We start from the raw sequence: 26,433 nt of genomic DNA on the forward strand, positions 1-26,433 counted from the left end.
CTTCTTTGTTTTTGGTCGAATAAGATTAGCAGATTATCGATTAATCCTATCTTTCAACTTACTTTCAAAAAATTGCACTTGATTTTAGAATTGGCGAATTTAAAGGGATACCAATAATGAAAAAAAATCAAAATATTTTATCATCTGTTTTACTAGCATCTTCTTTAGCCCTAACTCCACTTATTACAACATCTTTAACAGCTAGCACAAAATTTAAAGCAAATTCAGTATCAAGTTCTATTGCTAAACATTTACATAGAAGAGGTATTGATGAAGATGCTTCTAAAAAAATGGCAACTAATATTTTTATTGTTGAAGAAGAGCTATTTGCTCTAATGCTTCAAAACCTTAAATATAGTTGTGACAAACTAAGTAGAAATGACATTATGGACTTTTTATCTACTCAAGCACTTATGAACAAAGAAGTACATCTTGATTCATATGCATACTTAGTAAATATGGTTTACCAGATTAAGAAACAAGTTTTAAACAAAAATGACTTAAATACTCTAAACACAATCGCTACAAAAAATTCTCTTTTTGCACAAAGTTGGTCTTAAAATTTTAAGCACTGCCTTGCAATTTCAAGCTCTTCATCTGTTTTTATAACTAAAACAGGTGTACCTTTGGCTAAATTATTATCCATTACTCTATCTCTAATATAAGCAGAATTTTCACCAATTCCTCCACTAAAGACTATGGCATCTACTCTACCTAGAAGAGCTAAATATGCACCTATATACTTTTTAACACGCCTAACCATCATATTTATAGCTAGCTTTGATTTTTCATCATCACTTTGTAAAATCTTTCTTATGTCACCACTATTACAGATGCCAAGCAAACCAGATTTTTTATTTAGCATTTCATCTATTTCATTAACACTAAGTCCTAAATCTCTTTGCATATACAATACAACAGCAGGATCAATATCTCCAGATCTTGTACCCATAACTAAACCTTCTAAAGGTGTAAAACCCATAGAAGTATCTATACTTATGCCATTTTGTATAGCACAGGCACTTGCTCCATTACCTAGATGCAAGGTTATTATATTTAATTCTTTAGTCTCTTTTTTTAGAAGTATTGCACACTCTTTTAAAAGATATGAATGAGAAGTTCCATGAAAACCATATTTTCTTATCTTATGTTTTTCATACATCTCATATGGAAGAGCATACAAATACCCTTCTTGTGGCATCTGTGCATGAAAAGCTGTATCAAAAACTGCTACTTGCAGAGCATCTGGAGCTTTTTGCCTCGCTACCATTATGCCCTTTAAGTTTGCTGTATTATGAAGTGGCGCAAGAGGAATTAGATCCTCAATTTTTTCAATTACTTTTTCATCTATTATAGTTGCTTCATGAAAGTATTCACCACCATGGACAACTCTATGCCCAATGATATCTACATACAAAAAATCAATATCTAAGCTCTCTAAAGCCTCTTGATGAGTTTTAATCTTAGAATTTTTTTCACCAATATTTTCTACTACCAAAGTATATAAAACTTCTTGAGTGTCCATATTAAAGAGTTTAAATTTCAATGAAGAACTACCAGAATTGATGACAGCAACTCTCATTATTCTTGCCCTGCTTGAATTGCAGTAATTGCTATAGTATTCACAATATCTGTAACTAAGCATCCCCGACTTAAATCATTAATAGGTTTATTTAATCCTTGAAGTATTGGACCAATAGCTACTGCACCACTTGAACGCTGAACTGCTTTATATGTATTATTACCAGTATTTAAATCTGGAAAAATAAGAACATTTGCTTCTCCAGCTACTTTAGAATCTGGAAGTTTTGTACGAGCTACATTTTTATTAACTGCTGCGTCATACTGAATAGGTCCCTCTATAAGGAAATCACTATGTTTACTTTGAACTATTTTAGTAGCCTCTCTTACCTTTTCTACCTCAGCACCACTACCACTCTCTCCTGTTGAGTATGAGAGCATTGCAACCTTTGCATCTATCCCAAAAGCTTCAGCTGTACGAGTAGATGATATTGCAATCTGAGCTAATGTTTTGGCATCTGGGTCTTGATTGACTGCACAATCTCCATAGACTAATACTTCTGTTTTAAGACACATAAAAAATACACTAGAAACCACGCTAATATCTGGTTTAGTTTTTATAATCTGAAGAGCCGGTCTGATGGTCTCTCCAGTTGAGTGAATTGCACCACTTACCATTCCATCAGCATATCCTAGTTGAACCATCATAGTAGCGAAGTAGTTTAGATGTCCCATGGCATCTCTTGCTGCTTCTCTTGTTAGTCCTTTTTCTTTTCTTTTTTCATAAAACTCTTCTATAAACTCTTCCATAAGTTCTGAATTTAGGTAGTCGATAATAGTTGCCTCACTAAGATCAAGCCCAAGTCTCAAGTAGTTTTGTGTTAGTTTTTCTTCATTTCCCAAAAGAATAACATCGGCTACTCCACGACGTAGAGTTATCTCAGCTGCTCTTAAAATTCTCTCATCCATACTCTCAGGCAAGACTATTCGTTTTTTATTTACTCTAGCCTGTTCAAATAACTTATACTCAAACATCATAGGAGTTGTAATTTTTGTTTTAGAAGCAGCAATTTTTTTCTCTATTAGTTCTATATCTACATTTGCGTGAAAAAGTCCAAGAGCCAAAGATATCTTTCTCTCACTTGTTACTCTTAGCTTTGCATTTACTTGTGAAAGTTTTTTGCCTGTTTCATAAGTATCTGTAGCAACTGAGAGAACTGGGATATTAAAACTGTCTAGTCCCTCTATCAGTTTTTTAACATTCTTATGCGCTGTCATATCAAAAGGAAAAACTATGGCACTAATATTTGGATAGTTTTTAGAATAAAGCGCTCCAAAAAGACCAAGTATAATATCTGATCTATCAGCTGGAACTATTACCAAATCATCTTCTTCAATATGATCTAAAAAATTATCAAGACTAAGAGCTGCTACTTTTATTCCTCTTATAACTCTAGTATGGTCTTTTTCTCCTATTAAAACAGCCTTAGCATCTACACCTTCTATTACATCTTGAACAGTTAAAAGATCTAACTCAGATAACTCTTTAAAGAGATAAGTGTTTTCTCTGCTACCTTGTAGTTTTTTTTCTAACTCTTCATATTTTCCATCACCAAGTCTATTTACGATTGTTGCAAAACAATCACAGCTCTCAGATTTAAGATTATCCCTTTCCATAAGAACATCTTCATAAACTTCTGTTGCAGTTGAGTTTCTTGCATTGATAATATTTATTACAGATGAGCCGAAGTTTTGAGCTATTTTAATATTTAAATCATAGTTTATAGTTGTAGTTAAGAATGAACGTCTTATTCCCTCACAGAGTACAAAATCATATTCATTTTCTAATTTTTTAAATTTACTTATAAGTTGATTTATTAACTCATTTGAACGATTTGAAGCTATCATATTTTCAACATATTCAATATCAAAACCATAAGCATCTTCATACTTCATGTCAATATCATATCTTTGTAAAATGAACTCAATGTCTCCATCAACCGTATCTTTGGATAAGGTAATAGGCCTAAAAAAAGCAACGCGGTGAAGATTTCTCTTTAATATTTCCATCATTCCCATGGAGACAAAAAGAATTCCTGCACCTTTTTCTTGTGCAGATATATATAGTGATTTTATTTTCATAAATTTATAATAGAGCTTTTTTCGTTAAAGATAGTATAATTTTTAAAAAAAATGGATAATTTATGCATACACCATGTTCAACACCTCTCGAACTAATGAGAAGTAGATATGAAGCCTTTGTCAAAGAGGATTGGGACTATATTGTTGAGACTTCAATAAAACAAAAAATTCAAGATTTTAAAGATATAAATTCTACAGAGTGGTTAAAGCTAGATGTTCTCAATGCTTATGATGATATAGTTGAATTTAAAGCATACTACAGAGAAAATGCTAAGATATACGTTTTACATGAAAAGAGTAGTTTTGTAAAAGTTGATGGTTTATGGAAATATCTAGATGGAGAGCTTTTCAATTCTAAAATTGAGCGAAATGAAACTTGTCCATGTGGAAGTACAAAAAAGTTCAAGAAGTGTTGTGCATAATAATTTATAGAGGATTAATACACTTTACCCTAAAATAAAAAAAAATAGGAGTTTACTGTGATATCTAAAAAAATACAAAAAGGCTTGTCTTCTCAGCTAAACCAAGAGTTCTATTCGGCTTATCTTTATCTTGCTATGTCTGCATATTGTAATCATTCAGACTTTAATGGTGCTGCTAACTGGCTTAAGATGCAGTATGAAGAAGAACACATGCATGCTACTAAGATATACAACTATCTAGTAGAACAAGGTGTACATGTATCTCTAAAAGAGATAGCTAAACCACCTAAAAGTTTTGGAACTCTGTTAAATGTTTTTCAACTTAGTTTACAACATGAACAGATGATGACATCTAGGCTAAATAATCTAAGTGATTTGGCACTAAAAGAAAAAGATCATGCGACTTACAATCTACTTCAGTGGTTTGTTAATGAGCAAGTCGAAGAAGAGTCTTCAGTAAATGAGATTATCTCGAAAATCAAACTTGTTAAAGACGATGGATATGGTCTGCTTATGATAGATAATGAACTTCACCAAAGAGCAACTCCTTCACCTATAAACTAAATAATATTTAGTTTATAGAGTCTTAATAACTCTAATTAACGCTCTTTAAAAAGATATAACTTTTTTTATCAAAACCATGCTTTTCGTAAAATCTATGTGCATCTTCTCTCTCAAAGTTAGAAGATAAAACTATATTTTGGCACATGCATGTTTTTGCATAATCATTTAGAAAATCGAGCATCATAACTCCATATCCACCATTTCTATATTTTTCATCACTCACAAGCTCAAAAACATATAGATGTCTCTTATGATAAAGGTTTGTTTGGACAGCGACACCGGCATAAGTAATAAGTTCTTCGCCATCCATAATACCAAACATTTTATATTCCATATGTCTCATATCATATATTAAGTCTTCAAACTCTTTATAACTAAGGGTTGGTCTGAGTTGCTTTAACACATCATAAACCGTATATAATTCTTTTAAATCTAATTCTCTTATTTGCATTACATATTTTACAATTTATTTCTTAGAATTGTAAATAAAATATTTACAAAAAACCCAAGATTATAAATATAATAAAAAGTAACAATATATTAAAAATAGAGCATAATTATTACAATAATTTATTTAATTTAATCAAAGAGTTATCACAGTATTATCACATATTAAGAATTAAGGATATATTGTGAATATAAAAAGTATTAAATTTAAAGTAATTGCATTGTTAGCAGTTTCACTTCTTGTAATGACTCTGAGTATTATGTCTATATCTATAAGTAGAGCTTCAGACTCTTTAGTCAAAAGTAATATGGCACTTCTAGATGCAGTAAAAGAGTCTAAAAAAGAGCATATAGTTGACTTTGCTAGCTCTATTGAAAATTTATTACTCTCTAGAACTGCGGACTCTACTACAGTTTAATCTATGTGGGCTTTAGATGAGGGCTTTGAAGAACTAGAAGAGATGCAAGAAGTATCAACAGATGATATTAAAGCTGCCCTTATCAAACACTATGATAATGAGTATTTAAATAAGGTAAACTTTAAAATAAAAGGTGCAAAACCAAAAAAAGAAACCGAAGAATACTTACCAAAAAGTAAAAGTGCTCAAATAGCTCAATACTTATACATTGTAGAGAATGAACATAAGATTGGAGAAAAAGAAAAACTAGTAATGAGTAAAAAGCACAAAGAAGAATACTCTACTACTCATGTTCAAGTTCATCCGGCATATAAACAGATATTAGATCACTATGGACTATATGATATATTTATAGTAAATGCAAAAGGTGATTTGGATGAAGCTTTGGTTGAGAGGTGGGTTTATGTTAAGCCTGAATATAGTTTAAATATAGATGCTGGGCTGACATGGGCTGAAAGCATGGAAGATACTCCGTATAAGCAAGAAAGTTGGTCACTTAGAAAAAGTGAAAATAGTGATGGACTTGAATATATTGATTGTTCTGAACTTGTAAGTAGATATTTGCATAAAATTGGATGGTCTAAAGAAGTAAGACCAAGAAACACACAGGGATTACTTAATTATGCAGAGAGTCATCCCGATAAGTTAGTAGAGAATACCGGTACTCTTAAAAAAGGTGATATTTTTGTATGGAGAAAATCTAATGGTGGGCACACAGGAATTATTAAAAATTATAACAGTGAAACTAATATAGTCACAACTATAGAGGCTATTAGTGAAACAAGTCAAAGCACACATCCTGGAATAAATTTTCATGAAGTTTCAATATATGACTATCATTACTAAATACTCTTCAAGATGCTTCTTATAATTTAGCTAAAGGAGAAGGTGATTTAACAAGTCAAATAATAGTTCCTGAGGGTGATGAAATTTCTGAAGTAGCTCAAAATATAAATGCTTTTATTGATAAAGTTCGCAGTACAGTATCCCAAGCTAAAACTTCATCTTCTCAAAATACAGATATTTCCCAAACACTATCCGAGACTTCATCAAGCATGAAAGTAAAAGCACAAGAAGAGAGTAATCTGGTAAATAAGGTATCAGTTGAAGGTCAAGATCTTAAAGATATTCTTACTTTTTCAATTGAACAAGCAAAAACTACAAAAGAAGATATCAATTTAGCTGGAGAGATACTTAAAGGTGCAAACGAACAAATAGTTGAATTGGCAACAGATATTCAAGTACGTGCCCAAGAGGAAATAGAGTTATCACATAAACTAGAGCAATTAAGCGCAGATGCCACTCAGGTTAAAGATGTATTAGTAATTATCGCAGATATTGCCGATCAAACAAATTTATTAGCCTTAAATGCTGCTATTGAAGCTGCTCGTGCAGGTGAGCATGGACGTGGATTTGCTGTTGTTGCTGATGAAGTTCGTAAACTTGCGGAGAGAACTCAAAAAACACTCAGCGAGATTAATGCGACAATCAGTGTTATAGTTCAGTCTATTATGGACGCTAGTGAAAGTACTTCTAAAAATGCTCAAGCCACTGAGAAATTATCTAAAGATGCAAGTAATACTGAAAATGAAATCAGTACAAGTATGCAATCAATAGAACGCTCTATCGTTCAAGTAGATGAAACAGTTACAGGATATATTAAAAATTCTCAAACTGTAGAATCTATGATTCATAAGGTTTCAGAAATACAAGAGATATCAACAGAAAATAAAAAAAGTATGGATGACATCTCAGATGCGTCTTCTAAATTGACACAAATGACTATAAATCTAAATGATATGCTTAAAGGTTATAAAACTTAGTCCATTATAATGAAATCTTAAACAACTCTTAGATATAATCGCGAAAATAGCTAAAGTTGCCTGCAAAACAGAATATTCTTTGGTAAATCAATCTAAGAGATATAATTATGGTAAACGTACAAAATTTAATTATGCGCTTTGGAAATAGAGTTCTATTTCAAGACATTAACCTCAAGCTAGACCGTCACAAACGATATGGTCTTATTGGTGCTAATGGCGCCGGAAAAACAACTTTTTTGAAAATCCTATGTGGTCAAATTGATGAATTCGAAGGTGATATCGTTATCCCTAAAGCAAATAAAGTTGGTGTTTTAGGACAGAATCAATTTGCTTTTGAAGATTACACAATTCTAGATGCTGTTCTTTTTGGTAACAAAAGACTATACGATGCAATCAAAGAAAAAGAGTTGCTTTATACAACTGGAGACTTCGAAGATGATGCAGTTAACAATCGTCTTGCAGAATTAGAAGTAATCTCAGTTGAAGAAGATCCAACTTACGAGTATGATGTAAATATCGCTAAAATACTTGAGAATGTAGGAATTGAAGCTGATTTACACCAAAACCTTATGAGTACACTAGATAGTGCTGATAAATTCAAAGTTTTACTTGCACAAGTTTTATACCCAAAACCAGATGTACTATTTCTTGATGAGCCTACAAACAACCTTGACATCGAGACAATTAGTTGGTTAGAAAATGAGCTTAAGCGCCATGAAGGAACTATGGTAGTTATCTCTCACGATAGACACTTCCTTAATGCTGTTGTTACAAATATCCTTGATGTTGATTATCAAAAAATCCGTGAATTTACTGGTAACTTTGATGATTGGTATATTGCTGCAAATGTAATAGCAAAACAGATGGAACTTAACAATGCTAAAAAAGAGAAAGAAAAAGATGAACTAGAAGCTTTCGTTCGTAGATTTAGCGCAAATGCTTCTAAAGCTAAACAAGCAACTTCAAGACAAAAAAAACTTGATAAGCTAGTTATAGAAGATATAAAACCATCTTCAAGAAGAGATCCAAGTATTGTTTTTAAAGCAAAAAGAACTATGGGTGATGAAGCATTAACTCTCGTAAATGTAAATCATACTTATCCTGATGGTAATGAAGTTCTAAAAGATGTAAGTCTTAAATTTGAGCCAGGTGAAAAAGTTGCACTTATCGGACCAAATGGTGCAGGTAAATCAACTCTTGTTAAAATTTTAATGGAAGAGATGAAAGCAAGTTCAGGAGAAATCAACTGGGGTGCTACAATTGAAAATTCTTACTTCCCTCAAGATACAGCTGATACAATTAGTGGTGATGGTACTCTTTACGATTGGTTAAGAGCTTTTGATCCTAAACGTGATATTGCAGAAATCAGAAACTGTCTTGGTCGTATGCTATTTAATGGTGAGCAACAAGAAAAATCTGTAGTGAGCATCTCTGGTGGTGAAAAACATAGAATGATGCTTTCTAAAATGATGTTAGAGGGTGGAAACTTTTTAGTTTTAGATGAGCCTTCAAATCACCTTGACCTTGAAGCAATTGTTGCACTAGGTGAAGGACTTTTAGAATTTACAGGAAATGTAATATGTGTGTCACATGACCGTGAGCTTTTGGACGCATTTGCTAGTCGTATTATTGAAATACATGCTGATGGTAGTATTACAGATTTCAAAGGTTCTTACGAGGAGTATGCTCTTGTTAAGGAAAATGCTAAGGCATAAGCAAATTTACTTTTCGCCTTCGGGCGAATAAATAAAAATAAAAGGATGAACAATGCCAAAATATAAAAATTTTCTAGGTCTTGGTATAGCAGGTAACTTTGCTTTGCATCTAGCTCAAGCTGGTGAGTTAGAAGAGTTTAAAGATATTATAACTGCAGATGAAGCAGCACCTAAAGGCATGTTCCCTTTTTATTTACCTCGTTCAAGTGATAAAGAAAATCAACTTCCTTTAAACGCTAAAGATATTTTATCTACCTACCCTCTTTCAAACTCTCGAATCAAACTTCCAAAAGAAGATATAAATATTCAAGCTGAACCTGAAGTTGCTCTTATTTGTAATCTACAATACTCTGATGGAAAACTATCTAAAATAACACCAACTCACTTTGGTGCTTATAATGACTGTTCTATAAGAATTGCTGGAAAGAGTAAAATCAGTGACAAAAAGAACTGGGGAGAAAATTCTAAAGGAATTAGTGATTCTCTTGTAAAAATAGATAAGTTTGAAGAAGGCGGGGTAATGGATTCATACTCTATTTGTAGTTTTCTTTCTCGTGATGGTGAACTTCATGCTTATGGAGAAGATGTAGAACTTAATGGTTACAGTTACTTTTATGACAAACTTCTTGTGTGGATGACAAATCAAATCAATGTCCAAGAAAACTTTGGACCACTAGAACCTCTAAGCGAATACCTTCAAGCATGTGATAATCCTAAAGAAGCAATTATAAGTATTGGTGCTACTAGATATACGGAGTATGGAGAAAGCACATTTTTGAAAAATGACGATGAGATAATTATCGCACTTTATAATAGAAATGATTTTTCAAAAGAAGAAGTTACTCAAAATATTAAAAATAACGCATATGATAAGATGTGCGTATTGGCTCAAAAAGTAGTTTAATATGAAAACTGGTATTTACGAACATTATAAGGGTCATCGCTATGAAGTCATAGATACAGTTAGACATAGTGAGAGTGAAGAGCTTATGGTTCTTTATAGAGCACTATATGCTGATGAGAGTCTATGGGTAAGACCATATACAATGTTTTTTGAAAATATTGTAATTGATAACAAAGAAATTCCACGCTTTTCATACATTGGAGATTCTAATGTCTAGAGGAAAAAAACTAGATATTTTCATTGGTGCAGATATTGACGATGGATGGGCACAAGTTCAAACTCCTCGTAAATCTAAGGTATCAAATGAAATACTAGAACCTTCTAAACACTTTTTAGTATTTAAAAAAGAAAAAAGACGAGGGAAAACTGTAACTCTTGTTGGTGAATTTCAACTTCCAAAAGAAGATACTACTGCTACACTTAAACTCTTAAAAAAGAAACTGGGTTGTGGTGGAGCTTATAAAGATAATTGGATGGAATTTCAAGGCGAACTAAAAGTTAAACTAAGAGAACTATTAGTAAATGAAGGCTTTAGGTTTAAACACGGTCACTAAGCACCTATCTGCTCAGAGCTCTCTAGGACCGTTGCTTCACTTACATTGGTTGTAATGATATAACCATCTCTGCCACTCTCTTTAGCTTTGTATAGCATCTCATCAGCACGACTTATTAATATATCTTCATTAAGAGCCTCATCAGCTACGCAGCATACTACCCCGATTGATATAGTAAGAAATTCATTGACCTTACTTGTCTCATGTTTTATCTCTCTTAATCTAATTGAGTCACATATCTCACGTGCTAATCTAGCGCTATTTGACTCATCAGTATCGATAAGTAAAACACCAAACTCTTCTCCACCTAATCTAAATACATAATCACTAGGTCTTTTTAAAGAATCTTTTAATACCTTAGCTACACTCTTAAGTGCGAAGTCTCCTTCTATATGTCCATAAGTATCGTTATACTGTTTGAAAAAGTCTATATCTAACATCATAAAGGTTATATATGATTTTGTTCTTTTAGCACGTTTTAATTCTCTGTCGTATACAAAGTTAAAATACCTTCTATTATGAAGAGATGTTAAAACATCTGTATATGAAACATTTTCAAGCTTTTTATTTGCTCTTCTTAATTTTTTAGTTGTAATTTCTAATTTTGTATGATCATTTTGAATACTCTTAAAAACATAATATGAAATAATCAATACACCTAAAATGATTATAGATAAAATAATTCCAACATTTTGAATAAGCTTTTCATATAGGGAGAGAAAGCTTTTCCTCTCATATTTAGCAACTTCAACTTCATAGTTAATTAATTTTTTTACTGTTGAGTGAATATGTTCTACTCGTTTTTCAAAGTTTTCCATAGAAATATTTTCTATTGTTTCTCCGGAGAGAACGCCATTGAGTATTTTTTTAAAGTATTCATTTGTTGCTTTTATCTCTAAAGCAGTATATTGAACATACTGAAGTTCTTCATCTCTTTTAAAATGAGACTCATAATTTCGCCATTGCATCTCTATTTTTAAAAGAGCATTTTCTATCTCAGATGTTGTTTGAGATGAGCTAATTTCAGTGTTTCTTGCTTTATATATTGTATTAGCGATTGAGCCATGATATATTTGAAGGATTTCATTTAATTCAGTTACTGGAACTAGTGAACCGAAGTATAGGGAGTCTAGATTTTTTTTCATGGAATTAATATTTAAATAACCCATTATTCCAATAATAACAAGGCCCATAGTAATAAGCATAAAAAGAAAAAACAGTTTACTTCTTAACTTTAGTGCTTCAATAAACTTCATATATCCTCCAACTTATAGATTCTTTAAGTCAATAAGCAAATTTTATGCCATTTATTTATGATAAAATACAATCAAGAATTAAAAAACAGGTATTTTAATAATGGTAATTAAAGAGTTTATATGAAAGATGAGAAACTAGAATCTATAAAAAAATTAAATTTTTTTAAGTCTTTAGATAGTGAACAACTTCAAGAAATAAAAAGTATTTCTAATATAGTTGAGTATCCTAAAGGATCTATACTATACTATGAAAACGACACTTTTAACAAAATCTTTTTTTTAGTTTCTGGAGTATTAAAAGTCTACAAAATTGATAAATTTGAAAATGAAATTTTCCTATACCACATTCACAAAAACTCTCTTATCTCTGAATTAACAAGCTTAGACAATGACTCTATCTACTGTTACTCAAATTCAGAGTTTATGGAAGACAGTATAATTATTGAAGTAAATTTTACAAAATTTAAAGAAAAATTTCTAGCTAACAATATACTTAATAATGAATTTATAAATGAAATTCTATTAAAAACTCATCAACTACACTGTGTTGTAAATAGAGAACTTGTTTTTGATGCCACTGCCAAAGTTGCATTTATGATAAGTGAAGATTTAGAAATGTTTAACTCTTTAAAAAGACAAGAAGTCTCTTTTATGCTACATATTCAACCTGAAACACTTTCGAGAGTTTTGAAAAAATTAAAAAGAAGTGAAATCATAGAGGTAGAAAACTCTAATATTTCTATTTTAGATTATGAAAAATTAAATAATATATTTAGAGGTGAACAATTATGAAAAAAGCAACTAGTATAAGTACAAAAATCAAAGTATTAGGTGCTCTTCTTATTGTATTAATGCTTAGTGTAATAGCTACCACAATATATTTAAACCAACAAAATGAAAAAGATGCCCTGATAATTAACATTGCAGGAAAGCAGAGGATGCTTACACAAAAAATGTCAAAGAATGTTTTTTATATACACTATAGCTCTAACAAAGATTTTTATGAACTAAATTCTGCTATCGATGAATTTATAAAAGGTCTCAATACTTTAAGACATGGTGATTCAGATAAAAATATCTCTCCAGTTCCTACATATAAGATATCATTACAACAGATAGAAATAAATAAGCTTTGGGAACATTTTTATGAAAATATACAGAACTTCAAACTATATACTACTTCAGATTTAAATAGAAAAGTTGAACTTGAAGAAATTATTACTTCTATATATATGGACAACACTATCCTTTTAGATAATGTAGATAAATTAGTAACCATGTATACTGATTATAGTGAAGACAAAACTAACTTTATCAAAACATTTCAGTACACCGCTGGAATTATATTAATTATATTATTTTTGTACTCTCTTTTACAGTTACGTTCTATTGAGTCTCATGTTGATGCCTTTATGCAATACTCAAGAATGCTTATAAATAATGAAGATATCTCAAATCTAAAACCACTACAACTAGAAGATGCAAGTGAGACTGAAATTGTTGAAGTAAGTGATACTATTAACTGTTTTATACAAAAAGTTAATACTGCTATGGATTATTCTAATGGTGCATTACTTCAGTCTGAAAAAGCTGCTTCTAAATTAGAAGAGCTTACAGATGAGTTTGATTCTATCATTGATGAATTAAAAGACAAGTCTTTAGTTCATAAACATCTTAATAATAGTGAAGATATAGTTATAGAATCAACGGAAGAACTCATGAACTCCACAAAAAAGCTATCTAACTTGAAGCGAGAGTTAGAAAAACTAACAAAAAGTTGCCAAGAAGCTAGAATATAATCTATATTCTAGGTGCTACTTATCTTCACTCTTTTCATAAATAAAACAATTCTTAATAAAAAAATCTAACTTTTTGACATAAGTCAAAGATTTTTTTGCCATCAAAGTGGTAGTATCAAATCGTTAATGGACACCTTAACAAAAAATTGAAATAAAGTAATTTTTTGAATTCACTTCGTTTCTAAAAATTATCTAACAGGAGAATATATGTCACTTTCAAGAAGAGAATTTCTTAAAAGTTCAGCGGCAGCATCTGCAGCAGCAGCAATTGGTATGAGTGTACCAGCAGAGCTAGAAGCAGCGGCGAACAAAGCTGAAGGCGGCTGGAGATGGGACAAGGCAGCTTGTCGTTTCTGTGGTACTGGTTGTGGTATCATGATGGCTACTAAGAATGGTAAAATTGTTGCTGTTAAAGGGGACCCTGCGGCTCCAGTTAATAGAGGACTAAACTGTATTAAAGGTTACTTTAATGCTAAGATTATGTATGGTGCGGATAGACTTACTCAACCACTACTAAGAATGGACGCTAACGGTAAATTTGACAAAAAAGGTAAATTTGCTCCAGTTTCTTGGAAAGTAGCATTTGATGTTATGGAAGAGAAAGCTAAAGCAGCTTTTAATGAAAAAGGTCCTGAGGGAGTAGCAGTATTCGCTTCTGGTCAGTACACTGTTATGGAAGGTTATGCAGCTCAGAAGATGATGAAAGGTGGATTCCGTTCAAACGCAATCGATCCTAATGCTCGTCACTGTATGGCATCTGCTGTTGTTGGTTTTTATCAAACATTTGGTATTGATGAGCCTTCAGGTTGTTATGATGATATCGAACTTACTGATACAATCGTATCTTGGGGTTCAAATATGGCAGAAATGCACCCGATCCTATGGTCTCGTGTAACTGACAGAAAACTTTCAGATCCTGAGAGAGTAAAAGTTATCAATATTTCTACTTATACTCATAGAACTTCAGATTTAGCTGATTCAGAGATTATTTTCTCACCAAGTACAGACCTTGCTATGTGGAACTACATTGCTAGAGAAATCGTATTTAATCACCCAGAATCAATTGATTGGGATTTCGTAAACAAGCACATGGTGTTTGCAGCGGCACATCCAAACATCGGTTATGGTATGAGAAAAGCTGGTGAAAAGTCAATCAGAGAAGGTAAATATACTGACGCTGAAATGGAGATTATCAAAAAAGAAATGAAAACTATCGTTTCTGAAAAAGAAGCTCCAGCTCTAGCACCATATGGTTACAAAGCTGGTGATGAAATGATTCACAATAAGCCAGGTCTTAAGCACTGGTTAATAGAATTTGAAGAGTATAAAAAATCTTTAGCTCCATATACACTAGAGTATACTGCTAAAATTTCTAAAGGTGATCCAGATGAGTCTATTGAAAGTTTCCAAGCGAAACTTCAAAACTTAGCTAATTTATACATTGAAAAAGGAAGAAAAGTAGTATCTTTTTGGACTATGGGTATGAATCAACATACACGTGGTACTTGGGTTAATACTCTTGCTTACAATGTTCACTTTTTACTAAATAAACAAGCTAAGCCGGGTGATGGTGCGTTCAGTTTAACTGGTCAACCTTCTGCTTGTGGTACTGCTCGTGAAGTTGGTACATTTACACATAGACTTCCAGCTGATATGATGGTTAAAAATCCTAAGCATAGAGCTATTGTTGAGAAAAAATGGCAAGTTCCTGCAGGAACTATCAATGGTCAAATGGGACAACATATTATGCGTATCCACCGTGACCTTGAAGATGGTCATGTTAAATTTGCATGGATTAATGTTTGTAATCCTTACCAAAATACAGCTTCTGCATCTCACTGGTTAAAAGCTGCTAGAGAGATGGATAACTTTATTGTATGTTCTGATGGTTACCCAGGTATTTCTGCTAAAGTTTCAGATCTTATCTTACCAACAGCTATGATTTATGAAAAATGGGGTGCTTATGGTAATGCTGAGCGTCGTACTCAACACTGGAGACAACAAGTTCTACCAGTAGGTGATTCAATGTCAGATACATGGCAATGGATTGAGTTCTCTAAGCGTTTTACTATTAAAGATCTTTGGATGAAAGATGTTAAAGTAAAATGGGGCAAGAAAGACATGAAAGCTATCTCAGCAGCAGCAGTTAAAGCAGCTGGTTATACACCTGAGACTACTATGTTTGAAGTTCTTTTTGCTAATGATAGAGCTAAATCTTATAAAAAAGATATGAACGATCCTATTAATACTGGATATGATGACACTGAAAGTAATGGCGATAGCCGTGGTGTTATGGGTTCAGATGGTAAAGAATGGGCAGGTTATGGTTTCCATATCCATAAATACCTTTTTGAAGAGTATGCAGCATTTACACGTGGTCACGGTCATGACCTTGCACCATTTGATGTTTACCATAAAGTTCGTGGTCTTAAGTGGCCTGTTGTTGACGGTAAAGAAACTCAGTGGAGATTCAATGCGAAATACGATCCTTATGCAGCTAAAGCTACAAAAGAGACTGGTAATTCACATGCATTCTACGGTGGATTCTTAAAAGTTCGTCCTCAAGGTAACTTGAATGGAATTAAGAAAGATTTAAAACTTAGCTATGCTGATAAACCAGGTAAACATTACCTTAAAAACAAAGCTAAAATCTTTGCTCGTCCATATATGGATCCTCCAGAAATGCCAGATGCAGAGTACCCTACTTGGTTAAGTACAGGTCGTGTATTAGAACACTGGCACTCTGGAACTATGACTATGCGTGTACCTGAACTATATCGTGCAGTTCCAGAAGCACTATGTTATATGCACCCTAAAGACGCTGAGAAATTCGATGTAAAACAAGGTGGTTTATGTTGGGTAGAATCTCGTCGTGGTAAAGTAAAAGCTAGAGTTGAAACTCGTGGTAGAAATAGACCATCTCGTGGTCTTGTTTTTGTTCCATGGTTCGATGAAAAAGTTTTTATCAATAAAGTATGTTTAGATGCGACTTGTCCATTATCAAAACAAACAGACTTCAAGAAATGTGCTGTAAAAATTTACAAAGCATAGTTAGAAAAAGGAAAGATTCGTTTTGAGCGAAAACAGACCTAAAATAGAAAGAAAAGAACCATTGAGTGATAGAAGAAAATTTATCCTCACTATGGCACGCGGTGTTGGAGTTACAGCACTGGGTGGATTTGTATGGAGTGCATTTATTGATGAAGTTACGGCTTCTCAATTACTCCTTCGTCCACCAGGCGCCATAAAAGAGGATGATTTTTTGAAAACTTGTATTAAGTGTGGATTGTGTGTTGAAGCATGTCCATTCGATACATTGTTACTCGCTAAACCAGGTGATAATAAACCTCTAGGAACTCCATATTTTATTCCTAGGGAAATTCCCTGTTATATGTGTCCAGATATTCCTTGTGTACCTGTTTGTCCAACAGGTGCACTTGATCAATCTAGTGTTACGACTGATGAAAAACTTGATATAAATGTGGCCGACATGGGTCTTGCAGTTATTGATGACGAAAGTTGTATTGCTTTTTGGGGAATTCAATGTGATGCATGTTATAGAGCTTGTCCTTTATTGGGTGAAGCTATAACTGTAGTTTATGAGAAGAACGAAAGAACTGGTAAACATGCTTTTATGAAACCAATTGTTCATGCTGACGTCTGTACTGGATGTGGTTTGTGTGAAAAAGCTTGTGTTACAGAAAAAGCAGCTATATTTGTGCTTCCTAGGGAAGTTTCAATGGGTAGAGCAGGAGATTACTATATCAAAGGTTGGGATAAAGAGGACGAAAAGCGTTTAGTAAATGCTAAAGAAATCAAAACTCAAACAAGACTTAGTGAAAAAAGTGCAATTGACTCTTTAAATGATTCGGGGGATTTATACTAATGGCTACGCTATGGAATAATTACCGATATCTTTTTATGAGAAGATTTGTCCAGATAGGTTTACTATTGTTGTATTTTGGAGCTAACCATTGGGGATGGAATATCCTTATGGGTAATCTTAGTTCATCAAGTTTTTTAGGTGTTATTCCTTTAAGTGATCCGTATGCTGCTTTGCAAATGCTTGCAGCTGGTGCTATTTTAGCAACTGATTTACTAATAGGCGTTGCAATTATTACTATTTTTTATCTACTAATAGGCGGTCGTGCTTTTTGTAGTTGGGTTTGCCCTATAAATATGATAACTGATGCAGCAGCATTTACAAGAAGATTTTTTGATATAGATCGTAACCAAAAGAGACAACCAGCAACTCGATATATGAGATACTGGGTTTTAGTTTTAAGTTTAATTATCTCAGCAGTGATGGGCATTACTGCTTTTGAGTTTATTAGTCCAATCTCTATGGTTCATAGAGGAATAGTATTTGGTTTAGGATTTGGGTGGGCAGCAATGCTTATTATTTTTCTATTCGACCTTTTCGTGCTTAAGAATGGCTGGTGTGGGCATATATGTCCTCTAGGTGGTTTTTACTCACTAGTAGGTAAATTTAGTCTGATTAAAGTAAAACATACTGTAGAGAACTGTACTGCATGTATGAAGTGTAAATTAGTTTGTCCTGAGAAGCAAGTTTTACATATGATCGATAAAGAAAGCCTACCTGTACTTTCAGGTGAATGTACAAATTGTGCTAGATGTATTGAAGTGTGTGATGATAATGCACTTGGTTTCTCAATCAGAGAACTAGCAAAAAATAAAAGAACGGGAGAGTAACGATGAAAACAATGAGTAAGATAACGATTGGTTTAGTTGCTGCAACACTTCTAATTGTAGGTTGTGGTGATAGTGGCAAAGCTGCTCCAACTGCAAATGCAAAAGTGGCGCCAACTATTACTGAAGCATCTTTAGGCCTTAGAAAAACTGACCTTTATAGTGAAGACACTACAGTAGGTGATATGACTATGTATAATAAGAGTGCTGCTGGTAGCAGTATGAAGATTAAAAGAGCTTTCCAAGATGCTCCACCTATGATTCCACATGATGTAGAGGGAATGTTACCAATTAAAATTGGAAACAATGCTTGTATTAGCTGTCATGCTCCAGAAGTTGCACCAAGTATGAATGCACTTCCATATCCTGAATCTCATATGACTAACTTTAGAGCGGTAACGTCTATTGGTCAAGATGGAAGAATTACTAAAAATGGTGTAAGTGTTGATAATACTTCAACTTCAACAAGAGATCAAATGTCTGTTAAAAAGACATCTCATCTTCAAGGTGCTAGATTTAATTGTAACCAATGTCATGCTCCACAATCAGAGAGTAAAATATTAGTTGAAAATAATTTTGAAGCTACTTATACTCGTGAAAGTGGTGCTACTAAATCAGGTTGGAACGGTACTGCTCTAACTGATCAATTAGATACTATTAAAGGTGAAGCAGGTAAAGTAACTGCTGCTGATATTGCAAATGCAAACTCTGCAGCTGGAAGTTTAGCTCACTAATGGAAAGAAGAGAGCTTTTTAGCTCTCTGGCCTCCAAATTGAAGGGTGAAAACTCTTCAAAAAATAGTCCAGAGAAACTTATAAGACCGCCATACTATAGTGATGAATCTCTTTTTCTCAATGAGTGTAGTAAGTGTGAAGCAAAATGCGCCACTGTTTGTGAAGAAGATATAATTAAAATTGCAAAAGATCAAACTCCATATTTAGATTTTTCTAATAGTGGATGTACATTCTGTGATAAATGTGCAGAAACCTGTGAATTTGGGGTTCTTAACGTAGAAGATAAAAGAAATATAAATGCTAAAGTAACAATTTCAAAAAATGAATGTCTAAGCTGGAAAGCGGTTATGTGCTTCTCATGCAAAGACCCATGTTTAGACAATGCAATTGATTTTCAGGCTATGTTTATGCCTGTAATTAACGACAGATGTACATCTTGTGGATTTTGCATAAGTAGATGTCCAGCGTCATCAATAAATTTTGAGGTAATATAATGAAAAGAATCCTACTACTAACTCTATTTGTAACTTCATTGGTTTTTGCTGAGCATATTACAATGCCCGCTAAAGAGTATATATCAAGTGGCTCAGTCACTGATATTGTTGTTAATAATTCAAAACTATACACTGCAACAAATGCAGGTACTATAGATATTTTCAACCTTAAAAGTACAAAACTTATTGATAAAATCAAAGTAGATAAGATTAAAGACTTTATGGGTGATAATGTAGATTCAAAAATTTACTCTGTTGATGTATTGGACAATCAAGTCTTACTTCTTTCTCAAGCAAAAAGTGGATATAGAAGAGTTCATATATATAAAGACAAAAAACTTGAACTTGTTATTGCATATACTAAAAACCTTACCATTGCTAAGGCTAAATTTTTAGATAAAGATAATATTTTGTTAGGTTTATTAAGTAGTGAACTTATCTCTTACAATCTTAACACTAAAGAATATAATTGGAAAGTTCAAGTCTCTGGAGCTAAATTTTCAGACTTTGCACTAAGTGAAAAAAGAGATGAAGTTATCATTGCAGATGAAAGTGGAAGTCTAAAAATACATAGTACAAAAGATGGAAAATATATAAAAACTCTAGAAGGTCAAAACCTAGATAATGTTTTTCAAGTTGATTATAAAAATGGAATCATTGCAACAGCAGGACAAGACAGAAGAGTTGTAATTTATGCTGATAAATTCAACTCTGCATATTATAAGTTGTCAAGTTTCTTGATTTATAGTGTTGGTTTATCTCCTAGTGGAAAAAGAGTTGGATTCTCAAGTGATGAAAATAATAACATTACTGTTTTTAATACTATTACAAAATCGGTTCTTGGTAAATTTGGAGGCAATAGAATGACTCTCTCCAATATACTATTTTTAAGCGAAAATGAGTTTTTAGTTACAAGTGATGATAAAACCATTAATCTTTATAAGATAAAATAGAGAACTGCATTACACTGCTGTAATGGGCTTATGCCGAAGAAAAACAAGGGTTAACATAGGTAGCAGAATTATTTCTGATACCGTATTAAAATAATAAAAGGAAAATTAAATGAATGTTTCAAGTATAGTAGTTCAAACAGTACCAAAGTTTTTAGATGAAGTGGTTCAAAGCCTAAAAGATTGTGAGGTATGTGATTATCATCTTCATGATGCTAAAGGTCGTATTATTATTACTATAGAAGGTGCTGGTGTTGAAGAAGAGTTAAAAAAACTTCGTGTTGTTGAAGCTATTCCTCATGTTATTGCAGCAGATATGCAGATGGCATATAGTGAAGATGAGTTAAATGAGCATATGGAAGTATTAGCAAATTCTGATATCGTGCCTAAGATGCTAAATGATGAAGATTTAGATCCAAGAGACATAGTTTACAATGGTGACTTAAAGAAAAAAGACCTAGAAGACTTTGCAAAACGTTTTGATGAAACAGGTAAAGATAAGTAATGAGTTTAATTTTCGAATCAGTAATTAAAGTAGATGAAAACAATGAATGGTTTATTCAACTTACAGATACTTCTGATGGAAGAGTTGAAATTTGTAAGAACATGGATGAATACAAAGAGAAGTTTGAACAAATGGGTGAAGACTACGGTGGAAATGTTGATGAAGTAAAATGGTCTCAAGATGATAATGTTGCTCCACAACATATCGATGAGATAAGACAAGCTATGTCTAAACTTCAAACTGAAGTTGAAGAAAAAACAGGTAAACCTTTAATGGAAGATAAAAAATAATGGAAGCTAAAGCTATAGTTACAGACACTTATTTAGACTCTCTAGAGATAAATAAACATCTTGAAAATGTAGAGTATATAATTATGGCTTGTGATGCTCCAAAGCATTTTAAAGAGACTCCTATCCATTTTACAATATTTTTAAATACTAGAGATAAACTACCTAAAGATATACAAGATGCTATTTTAGATAAATTTTTACAAGAACAAGGAATAACTAAACCTGCTGAGTTAATGAGTCAGTTAATGCCTGTAGGTTTTGGAAAAAGTGTTCAAGACACACCAATGCCTTTGCTACTAGTTAAACCTGAGGATCAAAGAACAATTCCTCATGATGTAATGTTTGTTATGGATTTTTTAGCAGATTCGCAAAATTTCAATGAAGCGAAGAACAATGCATTAACGGGTTGGTCTTACTCATATAATTAATCAAGTAAAGGGAAGTAATTCCTTTTACTTCGCCAGAGTCGCTATGGCTACTAAAGTTAAACTTCTTCGAAGTTAGAGTTACTCTTTACATTTTTAGAGATATCTTCTATCTCTTTAATAGTTTTAGCAATTTTATTAGATAAATATTTATAAGATTTTTTTGTAACTAAAATATCATCTTCTATTCTAATTCCTATACCTCTAAATCTCTTTGGCACATTCATATCATCTTTTGATATATAGATGCCAGGTTCTATTGTTAAAACCATACCTTTTTTAAGAGCAATCTCTTTTTTATTTATATCTAGATAAGGAGCTTCATCATGGACATCAAGTCCCATCCAATGTCCTATGCCATGTGGGTAGTACTTTTTGTGTTCTTGCCCTTCTATGAGCTTTTTAAAGTTACCTTTTAAGATGCCAAGACTAAGCAAACCTTTTGTAAGAAGTATCTCCGCTTGTTTTTGTAAGTCTGTTCTTAAAACATCTGGTTTTATCATTTGAATTATTTTATATTGAGTCTCTAAAATCATATTGTACAAATCTTTTTGAGCTATTGAAAATTTTCCACTTACAGGTATGGTTCTAGTTATATCACTTGCATAGTATTCATATTCACATCCAGCATCTATAAGAATAAGTTCATCATCTACTAAGGGCTTATCATTGGATATATAATGTAATGTATTTGCACTATCTCCACATGCCACTATTGAAGTATAAGCATCACTATAAGCACCATTCTTTTTAAAGTTATACTCTATAGATGCAAGAAGCTCATACTCATTTTTATTTTTTTTATTAATACTCATTGCTTTATGATGAGCTTTTTTTGTAATCTTAATAGCTTTTTGTATTAACTTTATTTCTGATTTTGATTTAATAAGTCTCATTTCACCGATAAGAGGTGCAATATCTTTATGAACTGAAAAATTATCTTTTAGAAATTTTTTAGCTTTAGGCATTTTCTCATTAAAGTCAGTATAAATATATTTTATATTTGTACTAAGCTCTTTTATACTCTTTTTAAAATCTTTACTGAGTAAAACCAAATCAACTAAAAATCTTTTTTTAGCCTTCTCTTCTCCTAATCTTTTTCCATTCCAAAGTTCATAGACTTCATCTTTATGTTGAAGAAAAAGTATTATTTTTACATCTTTTTTACCTTTGAGGATAACAAGAAAAGAATTGTCTTCTTTGAATCCTGTCAGGTAGTAGAAGTTACTATTTTGTCTATATGGATAATTTGTATCGTTAGAACGAGTTTTATTATTAGCACTAAAGAGGATAGTTATTGAGTTCTTAGATAACTTTTTTGCTAATGTCTCTCTTCTTTTTTTATATTCGCTCTCTTTTATCACTTACAAACCTCATTTAAAGAGTTTAAGCCTTGAACTAAAATATCAGAGAGAGCTGCATCTAAAGCTTTTACTCCACCAGACGCGTCTTGTGTAATAACTTCTTCATTTGCTCTAAAAGTATTTGTAGCAATTACTTCACTTGTTTTTGAGTCTATCAGTGTAAAACTTATTTCAACATTTACATATGACTGATCTATGTTTTTACTGTAGTATTGCATAAAATCTTCTATATTTATCTCTAATATAAGATCACTTTTACTTCTTGACTTTGAGTTTTGAGTGTTTTTAAATAATTTCGATTCTCTAAGAACTTTTACTACCTGAGATGAAACTTCTTGATTTGGTGAGTTACTCCATTGTGCTTGTGAGTAGGAATATATTTTATGACCATCCAAAACATATTTCATCTGCAGTGACATTAGTGAACTTGAGCTAAATGCTTGTGAGACTTTGAGCGATTTATCTTTACATCCTTGAAATGAACTAATATGTTTCAGTGCTTTTTGAGATAATTTATACTCCGTAACTGCAGGTTCTGTTGTTGAACAAGCAGATATTATAAATATAAGCATAATTGCTAAACTAATTCGTATCATTACTCTTCTCCTGGACCTTTTTTGATCTCTTCTTGTTTAAATAATATATCACCAGGACTTCTTTCATGCTGGTTAAGTGCACTCTCTATTCTAATCATTAGATGCTGCAGTTCAATGAGTGTATTATTCATAGTAGGAACAACATCAGTAGATATCTCTTTTATATTAAAGTCTCCATTTGCTATTGCTAATTTAAACCTATCCATAGAAGCACTAATTCCAAGGTAACTATTCATAATTGAAGCAAATGAATTAGCTATCTTATTTTCCCAGGCTACACTACCATCAACAAAAAGTTCAATCTTTGGCATTAGTGCGTCCATCTGCTTTGAAGCACTGTTAAAGTTCTTAATAGATTCATGTAAATCTTTTATTGCATCATCAGTCATTAGCTTATCCATCTGAGTCATAAAAGAAGCTGTTGATTCTAAGAGCACTGTTATTTGCTCTTGATTATCTTCATTTAAAAGTTCTTCTGTTCTACTTAGAGTTTTAGACATTTTAGTTGAAACACTTCTTAAGGATTTTTCAAAACGTTCAAAAAATGAAGCTTCTGTTTTTATAACTGGATATTCTTCACCATCTTTTGCCAAAAGACGAGCAGCACCATTGTCTCCAAGACTTAGATTGATATAACTAAGACCTGTAATACCTTGAGATGTCAACTTTGCAACTGTTGTCTCTTTTATTGGTGTTGTTTTTAATATAGTAACTTGAACTTCTACCTGTTCAGAGTTTTTAGGATTAATACGAAGTTTACTAACTTTACCAACGTCTATACCTCTATACTTAACAGTAGAATCTACATTTAGCCCAAGAACAGACTCATCAAAAAGTATATTATATATCTCTGTTTGATTTTCTGCTGATGGCTTCAAAAGCCAATAAGTAAAAATCAACATTAATGTCACTCCAGATAGAACCATTATTCCAACTGCTGTATAGTTAACTTTATTATTCATTTAGTTAGCTCCTTTAAAAAATGTTTGTATGAATTTGCTATCACTATTTTTTATATCGCTCAAATCACCCTCATAAACTATTTTCTTTTCATCTATAATAGCGACTGAATCGAGTGTATCATGAATTGATTGTAAATCGTGTGAAACCATTACAATACTCAAACCTAAAAGCTTTCTTAGTTTAAGAATCAAAGAGTCAAATTCTCTTGCAGATATCGGGTCTAGTCCACTAGTTGGCTCATCTAAAAACAAGAGTTTTGGATCCATAGCAAGTGCACGAGCTAAGGCTGATTTTTTCTTCATACCACCACTAATTTGTGAAGGATAAAGAAGTGCATCTTCTGATTTAAGACCAACAAGGTTTATTTTAAACTCAACTATCTCATCTATCATTTTTTTAGAAAGATCTGTGTACTCGATTAAAGGTAGAGAGATATTTTCTTTTATATTCAAAGATGAAAAAAGAGCTCCTGCTTGAAATAAAACACCCCACTCACGTCTAAGTTTTTGTGCTTGTTTATGTTTTATATTTCCTATATTTTGCCCTAAAATTTCAATAGAACCAGAGTGAAAATCTTGAAGCATTACCATCTCACGTAGAAGTGTTGTTTTACCACAACCTGATGGACCCAATAGTCCATATATCTCACCTTGTTTGATTGTGAGATTTAATCCATCATGAATAACTCTATCATCTAAAACTGTCTTAAGGTTATTTACTTTAATTATTGTTGACATTAAATCCCCAAGTTAGTAAAAAGTATAGAAAATATTGCGTCACATACTATCACTGCAAATATAGCTTCAACAACGCTCTTAGTAGTGTTAAAACCAATACTTTGAGTATCATCTTTTACCATAAGTCCTCTATACACACCTATAGATGCTATAAGAAATGCAAAAAATGGACCTTTTGCAATACCTATAAAAAAATGTTTTGCTGCAACAACATCATTAAATCTTTCTAGAAAAAGTTGTGGACTTATTCCTAAATCAACAGATGCAACTATCAATCCGCCAAAAACACCCATGATATCAGCAACAAATATAAGTATAGGCATCATAATCATCAAGGCAATGATACGTGGTATCACCAAAAATAGATACGGATCAAAACCCATAGTTCTCATTGCATCTAACTCTTCTGTAATCTTCATAGCACCGATTTGAGCAGTAAAAGATGAACCACTTCTTCCTGCTATGACAACGGCTGTCATTAATGGGGCTAGTTCTCTAAGCATCGAAATTCCAAGCATATCCACTATAAATATATTTGCACCATATATCTTTAGTTGAAATGCTGATTGATAAGCTACGACTAGACCAATTAAAAAACTAGTTAATGCTATGATTCCCAAAGCTTTAATAGCGCTCTCATTCATCTCAAAAGCTATCTCTTTAAATCTAATATTATTAATATTACTCAAGTAACTTAATTTAGTAGCAAATAGTTTTCCGATAAAAGCCATAAATGCTAAAAACCCATTGTAGTAAAAATAAGTAGTTTGTCCTAGAATTTCTAAAAGAGTTCTTTTTGCTTTTTTAGGAAGAGGTTTAGATGTTTTTTTAGATATTTGTACTAATTCTAAAGTATCTAAGATATCTTTATCAGTTGTAAGAATATTAGAACTTATTTTTTTTTCATTAAACTCTTTTACAGTTGAGTTTATAAAAATAGATGCAGCAGTATCAAAGTAGACTACATCTTCTAAATCAAAATCGACTGTTTTGACTTTAGAGAAATCAATTTTACCAATTTCTTTTTGATAAGAAGTTATAGTATAAAGTGTAAACTCTCCTGAAAATTTCAAAGAGAGTTTAGTTTCAGATAGTGAAT

Annotated in this window: 30 protein-coding genes; 21 read left to right on the forward strand and 9 right to left on the reverse strand. The window is 32.2% G+C overall.

Going from position 1 to position 26,433, the window contains the following annotated elements; translation table 11 throughout:
• The first annotated feature begins 116 nt into the window (after positions 1-116).
• Positions 117-560 carry a hypothetical protein gene (locus QZZ48_RS03295; RefSeq protein WP_294961935.1) on the forward strand — a complete coding sequence of 148 codons (444 nt, stop codon included), beginning with the start codon at positions 117-119 and terminating at the stop codon, positions 558-560.
• Here the strand turns inward: QZZ48_RS03295 and QZZ48_RS03300 are convergent.
• Complete coding sequence (locus QZZ48_RS03300) at positions 557-1,582, reverse strand: acetate kinase (protein ID WP_294961936.1); 1,026 nt, start codon at positions 1,580-1,582, stop codon at positions 557-559. The genes QZZ48_RS03295 and QZZ48_RS03300 overlap by 4 nt on opposite strands.
• Positions 1,582-3,663 carry a phosphate acetyltransferase gene (gene pta / locus QZZ48_RS03305; RefSeq protein WP_294961938.1) on the reverse strand — a complete coding sequence of 694 codons (2,082 nt, stop codon included), beginning with the start codon at positions 3,661-3,663 and terminating at the stop codon, positions 1,582-1,584. The genes QZZ48_RS03300 and pta overlap by 1 nt, the downstream gene beginning before the upstream one ends.
• A 62-nt stretch (positions 3,664-3,725) precedes the next feature.
• On the opposite strand from pta, the gene QZZ48_RS03310 reads away from it, so the two are divergent.
• Both QZZ48_RS03310 and QZZ48_RS03315 read left to right on the forward strand, forming a co-directional pair.
• Positions 3,726-4,085 carry a YchJ family metal-binding protein gene (locus tag QZZ48_RS03310; protein ID WP_294961940.1) on the forward strand — a complete coding sequence of 120 codons (360 nt, stop codon included), beginning with the start codon at positions 3,726-3,728 and terminating at the stop codon, positions 4,083-4,085.
• Positions 4,086-4,142: 57 nt separating this feature from the next.
• On the forward strand, positions 4,143-4,649 hold the full coding sequence (locus QZZ48_RS03315) for a ferritin (protein ID WP_294961942.1): 507 nt from the start codon (positions 4,143-4,145) through the stop codon (positions 4,647-4,649).
• Positions 4,650-4,680: 31 nt separating this feature from the next.
• On the opposite strand, the gene QZZ48_RS03320 is transcribed toward QZZ48_RS03315, so the two are convergent.
• Positions 4,681-5,100, reverse strand: a complete 420-nt coding sequence (locus tag QZZ48_RS03320; protein WP_294961944.1) for a GNAT family N-acetyltransferase — start codon at positions 5,098-5,100, stop codon at positions 4,681-4,683.
• Between the two features lie 181 nt (positions 5,101-5,281).
• Between QZZ48_RS03320 and QZZ48_RS03325 the strand changes: the two genes are divergently transcribed.
• The 7 genes from QZZ48_RS03325 (at position 5,282) to QZZ48_RS03355 (ending at position 10,511) form a co-directional block, all read left to right on the forward strand.
• On the forward strand, positions 5,282-5,515 hold the full coding sequence (locus QZZ48_RS03325) for a hypothetical protein (RefSeq protein ID WP_294961945.1): 234 nt from the start codon (positions 5,282-5,284) through the stop codon (positions 5,513-5,515).
• 3 nt (positions 5,516-5,518) lie between these two features.
• Entirely contained in the window at positions 5,519-6,361 is an 843-nt protein-coding gene (locus QZZ48_RS03330) for a CHAP domain-containing protein (protein ID WP_294961946.1), read from the forward strand.
• A gap of 209 nt (positions 6,362-6,570) precedes the next feature.
• Positions 6,571-7,338, forward strand: coding sequence for a methyl-accepting chemotaxis protein (locus QZZ48_RS03335; RefSeq protein ID WP_294961948.1), 768 nt, complete (start codon positions 6,571-6,573; stop codon positions 7,336-7,338).
• A 107-nt stretch (positions 7,339-7,445) separates the two neighbouring features.
• A complete protein-coding gene (locus tag QZZ48_RS03340; RefSeq protein ID WP_294961950.1) occupies positions 7,446-9,053 on the forward strand; it encodes an ABC-F family ATP-binding cassette domain-containing protein in 1,608 nt (535 codons plus the stop codon).
• A gap of 52 nt (positions 9,054-9,105) precedes the next feature.
• Positions 9,106-9,957 carry a DUF5718 family protein gene (locus QZZ48_RS03345; protein WP_294961952.1) on the forward strand — a complete coding sequence of 284 codons (852 nt, stop codon included), beginning with the start codon at positions 9,106-9,108 and terminating at the stop codon, positions 9,955-9,957.
• Between the two features lies 1 nt (position 9,958).
• The gene (locus tag QZZ48_RS03350) at positions 9,959-10,174 is read left to right on the forward strand and encodes a DUF1653 domain-containing protein (protein ID WP_294961954.1); all 216 of its coding nucleotides are present in this window, start codon (positions 9,959-9,961) and stop codon (positions 10,172-10,174) included.
• The gene (locus QZZ48_RS03355; RefSeq protein WP_294961956.1) at positions 10,167-10,511 is read left to right on the forward strand and encodes a translation initiation factor; all 345 of its coding nucleotides are present in this window, start codon (positions 10,167-10,169) and stop codon (positions 10,509-10,511) included. Before QZZ48_RS03350 ends, QZZ48_RS03355 begins: the two co-directional genes overlap by 8 nt.
• Here the strand turns inward: QZZ48_RS03355 and QZZ48_RS03360 are convergent.
• Positions 10,508-11,767 carry a diguanylate cyclase gene (locus QZZ48_RS03360; protein WP_294961957.1) on the reverse strand — a complete coding sequence of 420 codons (1,260 nt, stop codon included), beginning with the start codon at positions 11,765-11,767 and terminating at the stop codon, positions 10,508-10,510. The genes QZZ48_RS03355 and QZZ48_RS03360 overlap by 4 nt on opposite strands.
• 120 nt (positions 11,768-11,887) lie before the next feature.
• On the opposite strand from QZZ48_RS03360, the gene QZZ48_RS03365 reads away from it, so the two are divergent.
• The 11 genes from QZZ48_RS03365 (at position 11,888) to QZZ48_RS03415 (ending at position 21,677) form a co-directional block, all read left to right on the forward strand.
• Positions 11,888-12,559, forward strand: coding sequence for a Crp/Fnr family transcriptional regulator (locus QZZ48_RS03365; protein ID WP_294961959.1), 672 nt, complete (start codon positions 11,888-11,890; stop codon positions 12,557-12,559).
• Complete coding sequence (locus QZZ48_RS03370) at positions 12,556-13,566, forward strand: type IV pili methyl-accepting chemotaxis transducer N-terminal domain-containing protein (protein ID WP_294961960.1); 1,011 nt, start codon at positions 12,556-12,558, stop codon at positions 13,564-13,566. The genes QZZ48_RS03365 and QZZ48_RS03370 overlap by 4 nt, the downstream gene beginning before the upstream one ends.
• A 207-nt stretch (positions 13,567-13,773) precedes the next feature.
• On the forward strand, positions 13,774-16,617 hold the full coding sequence (gene napA, locus QZZ48_RS03375; protein WP_294961962.1) for a nitrate reductase catalytic subunit NapA: 2,844 nt from the start codon (positions 13,774-13,776) through the stop codon (positions 16,615-16,617).
• Positions 16,618-16,639: 22 nt separating this feature from the next.
• The gene (gene napG, locus QZZ48_RS03380; RefSeq protein ID WP_294961964.1) at positions 16,640-17,452 is read left to right on the forward strand and encodes a ferredoxin-type protein NapG; all 813 of its coding nucleotides are present in this window, start codon (positions 16,640-16,642) and stop codon (positions 17,450-17,452) included.
• Positions 17,452-18,279 (forward strand): quinol dehydrogenase ferredoxin subunit NapH, encoded by an 828-nt coding sequence (gene napH, locus QZZ48_RS03385; protein ID WP_294961967.1) that lies wholly within the window; start codon positions 17,452-17,454, stop codon positions 18,277-18,279. Before napG ends, napH begins: the two co-directional genes overlap by 1 nt.
• Before the next feature lie 2 nt (positions 18,280-18,281).
• Positions 18,282-19,010, forward strand: coding sequence for a nitrate reductase cytochrome c-type subunit (locus tag QZZ48_RS03390; protein ID WP_294961969.1), 729 nt, complete (start codon positions 18,282-18,284; stop codon positions 19,008-19,010).
• A 38-nt stretch (positions 19,011-19,048) separates the two neighbouring features.
• On the forward strand, positions 19,049-19,504 hold the full coding sequence (locus QZZ48_RS03395; protein ID WP_366755897.1) for a ferredoxin-type protein NapF: 456 nt from the start codon (positions 19,049-19,051) through the stop codon (positions 19,502-19,504).
• The gene (locus QZZ48_RS03400) at positions 19,504-20,457 is read left to right on the forward strand and encodes a WD40 repeat domain-containing protein (protein ID WP_294961974.1); all 954 of its coding nucleotides are present in this window, start codon (positions 19,504-19,506) and stop codon (positions 20,455-20,457) included. The genes QZZ48_RS03395 and QZZ48_RS03400 overlap by 1 nt, the downstream gene beginning before the upstream one ends.
• 109 nt (positions 20,458-20,566) lie before the next feature.
• Entirely contained in the window at positions 20,567-20,959 is a 393-nt protein-coding gene (locus QZZ48_RS03405) for a chaperone NapD (RefSeq protein WP_294961975.1), read from the forward strand.
• The gene (locus tag QZZ48_RS03410) at positions 20,959-21,249 is read left to right on the forward strand and encodes a hypothetical protein (protein WP_294961977.1); all 291 of its coding nucleotides are present in this window, start codon (positions 20,959-20,961) and stop codon (positions 21,247-21,249) included. Before QZZ48_RS03405 ends, QZZ48_RS03410 begins: the two co-directional genes overlap by 1 nt.
• A complete protein-coding gene (locus QZZ48_RS03415; RefSeq protein WP_294961979.1) occupies positions 21,249-21,677 on the forward strand; it encodes a hypothetical protein in 429 nt (142 codons plus the stop codon). Before QZZ48_RS03410 ends, QZZ48_RS03415 begins: the two co-directional genes overlap by 1 nt.
• 56 nt (positions 21,678-21,733) lie before the next feature.
• Here QZZ48_RS03415 and QZZ48_RS03420 read toward each other — a convergent pair whose 3' ends face one another.
• Genes QZZ48_RS03420 through QZZ48_RS03440 form a run of 5 tightly spaced genes read right to left on the reverse strand, consistent with a single transcriptional unit; the run spans position 21,734 to position 26,407 of the window.
• Entirely contained in the window at positions 21,734-23,038 is a 1,305-nt protein-coding gene (locus QZZ48_RS03420) for an aminopeptidase P N-terminal domain-containing protein (protein WP_294961981.1), read from the reverse strand.
• A complete protein-coding gene (locus QZZ48_RS03425; RefSeq protein ID WP_294961983.1) occupies positions 23,035-23,634 on the reverse strand; it encodes an ABC-type transport auxiliary lipoprotein family protein in 600 nt (199 codons plus the stop codon). The genes QZZ48_RS03420 and QZZ48_RS03425 overlap by 4 nt, the downstream gene beginning before the upstream one ends.
• Positions 23,634-24,596, reverse strand: coding sequence for an MlaD family protein (locus QZZ48_RS03430; RefSeq protein WP_294961984.1), 963 nt, complete (start codon positions 24,594-24,596; stop codon positions 23,634-23,636). Before QZZ48_RS03430 ends, QZZ48_RS03425 begins: the two co-directional genes overlap by 1 nt.
• The gene (locus QZZ48_RS03435) at positions 24,597-25,334 is read right to left on the reverse strand and encodes an ATP-binding cassette domain-containing protein (RefSeq protein ID WP_294961986.1); all 738 of its coding nucleotides are present in this window, start codon (positions 25,332-25,334) and stop codon (positions 24,597-24,599) included.
• On the reverse strand, positions 25,334-26,407 hold the full coding sequence (locus QZZ48_RS03440; protein ID WP_294961988.1) for an ABC transporter permease: 1,074 nt from the start codon (positions 26,405-26,407) through the stop codon (positions 25,334-25,336). The genes QZZ48_RS03435 and QZZ48_RS03440 overlap by 1 nt, the downstream gene beginning before the upstream one ends.
• Positions 26,408-26,433 lie beyond the last annotated feature (26 nt).

Source organism: Sulfurimonas sp. (genome assembly GCF_016744025.1).
In the GTDB taxonomy this organism is placed as follows: domain Bacteria; phylum Campylobacterota; class Campylobacteria; order Campylobacterales; family Sulfurimonadaceae; genus Sulfurimonas.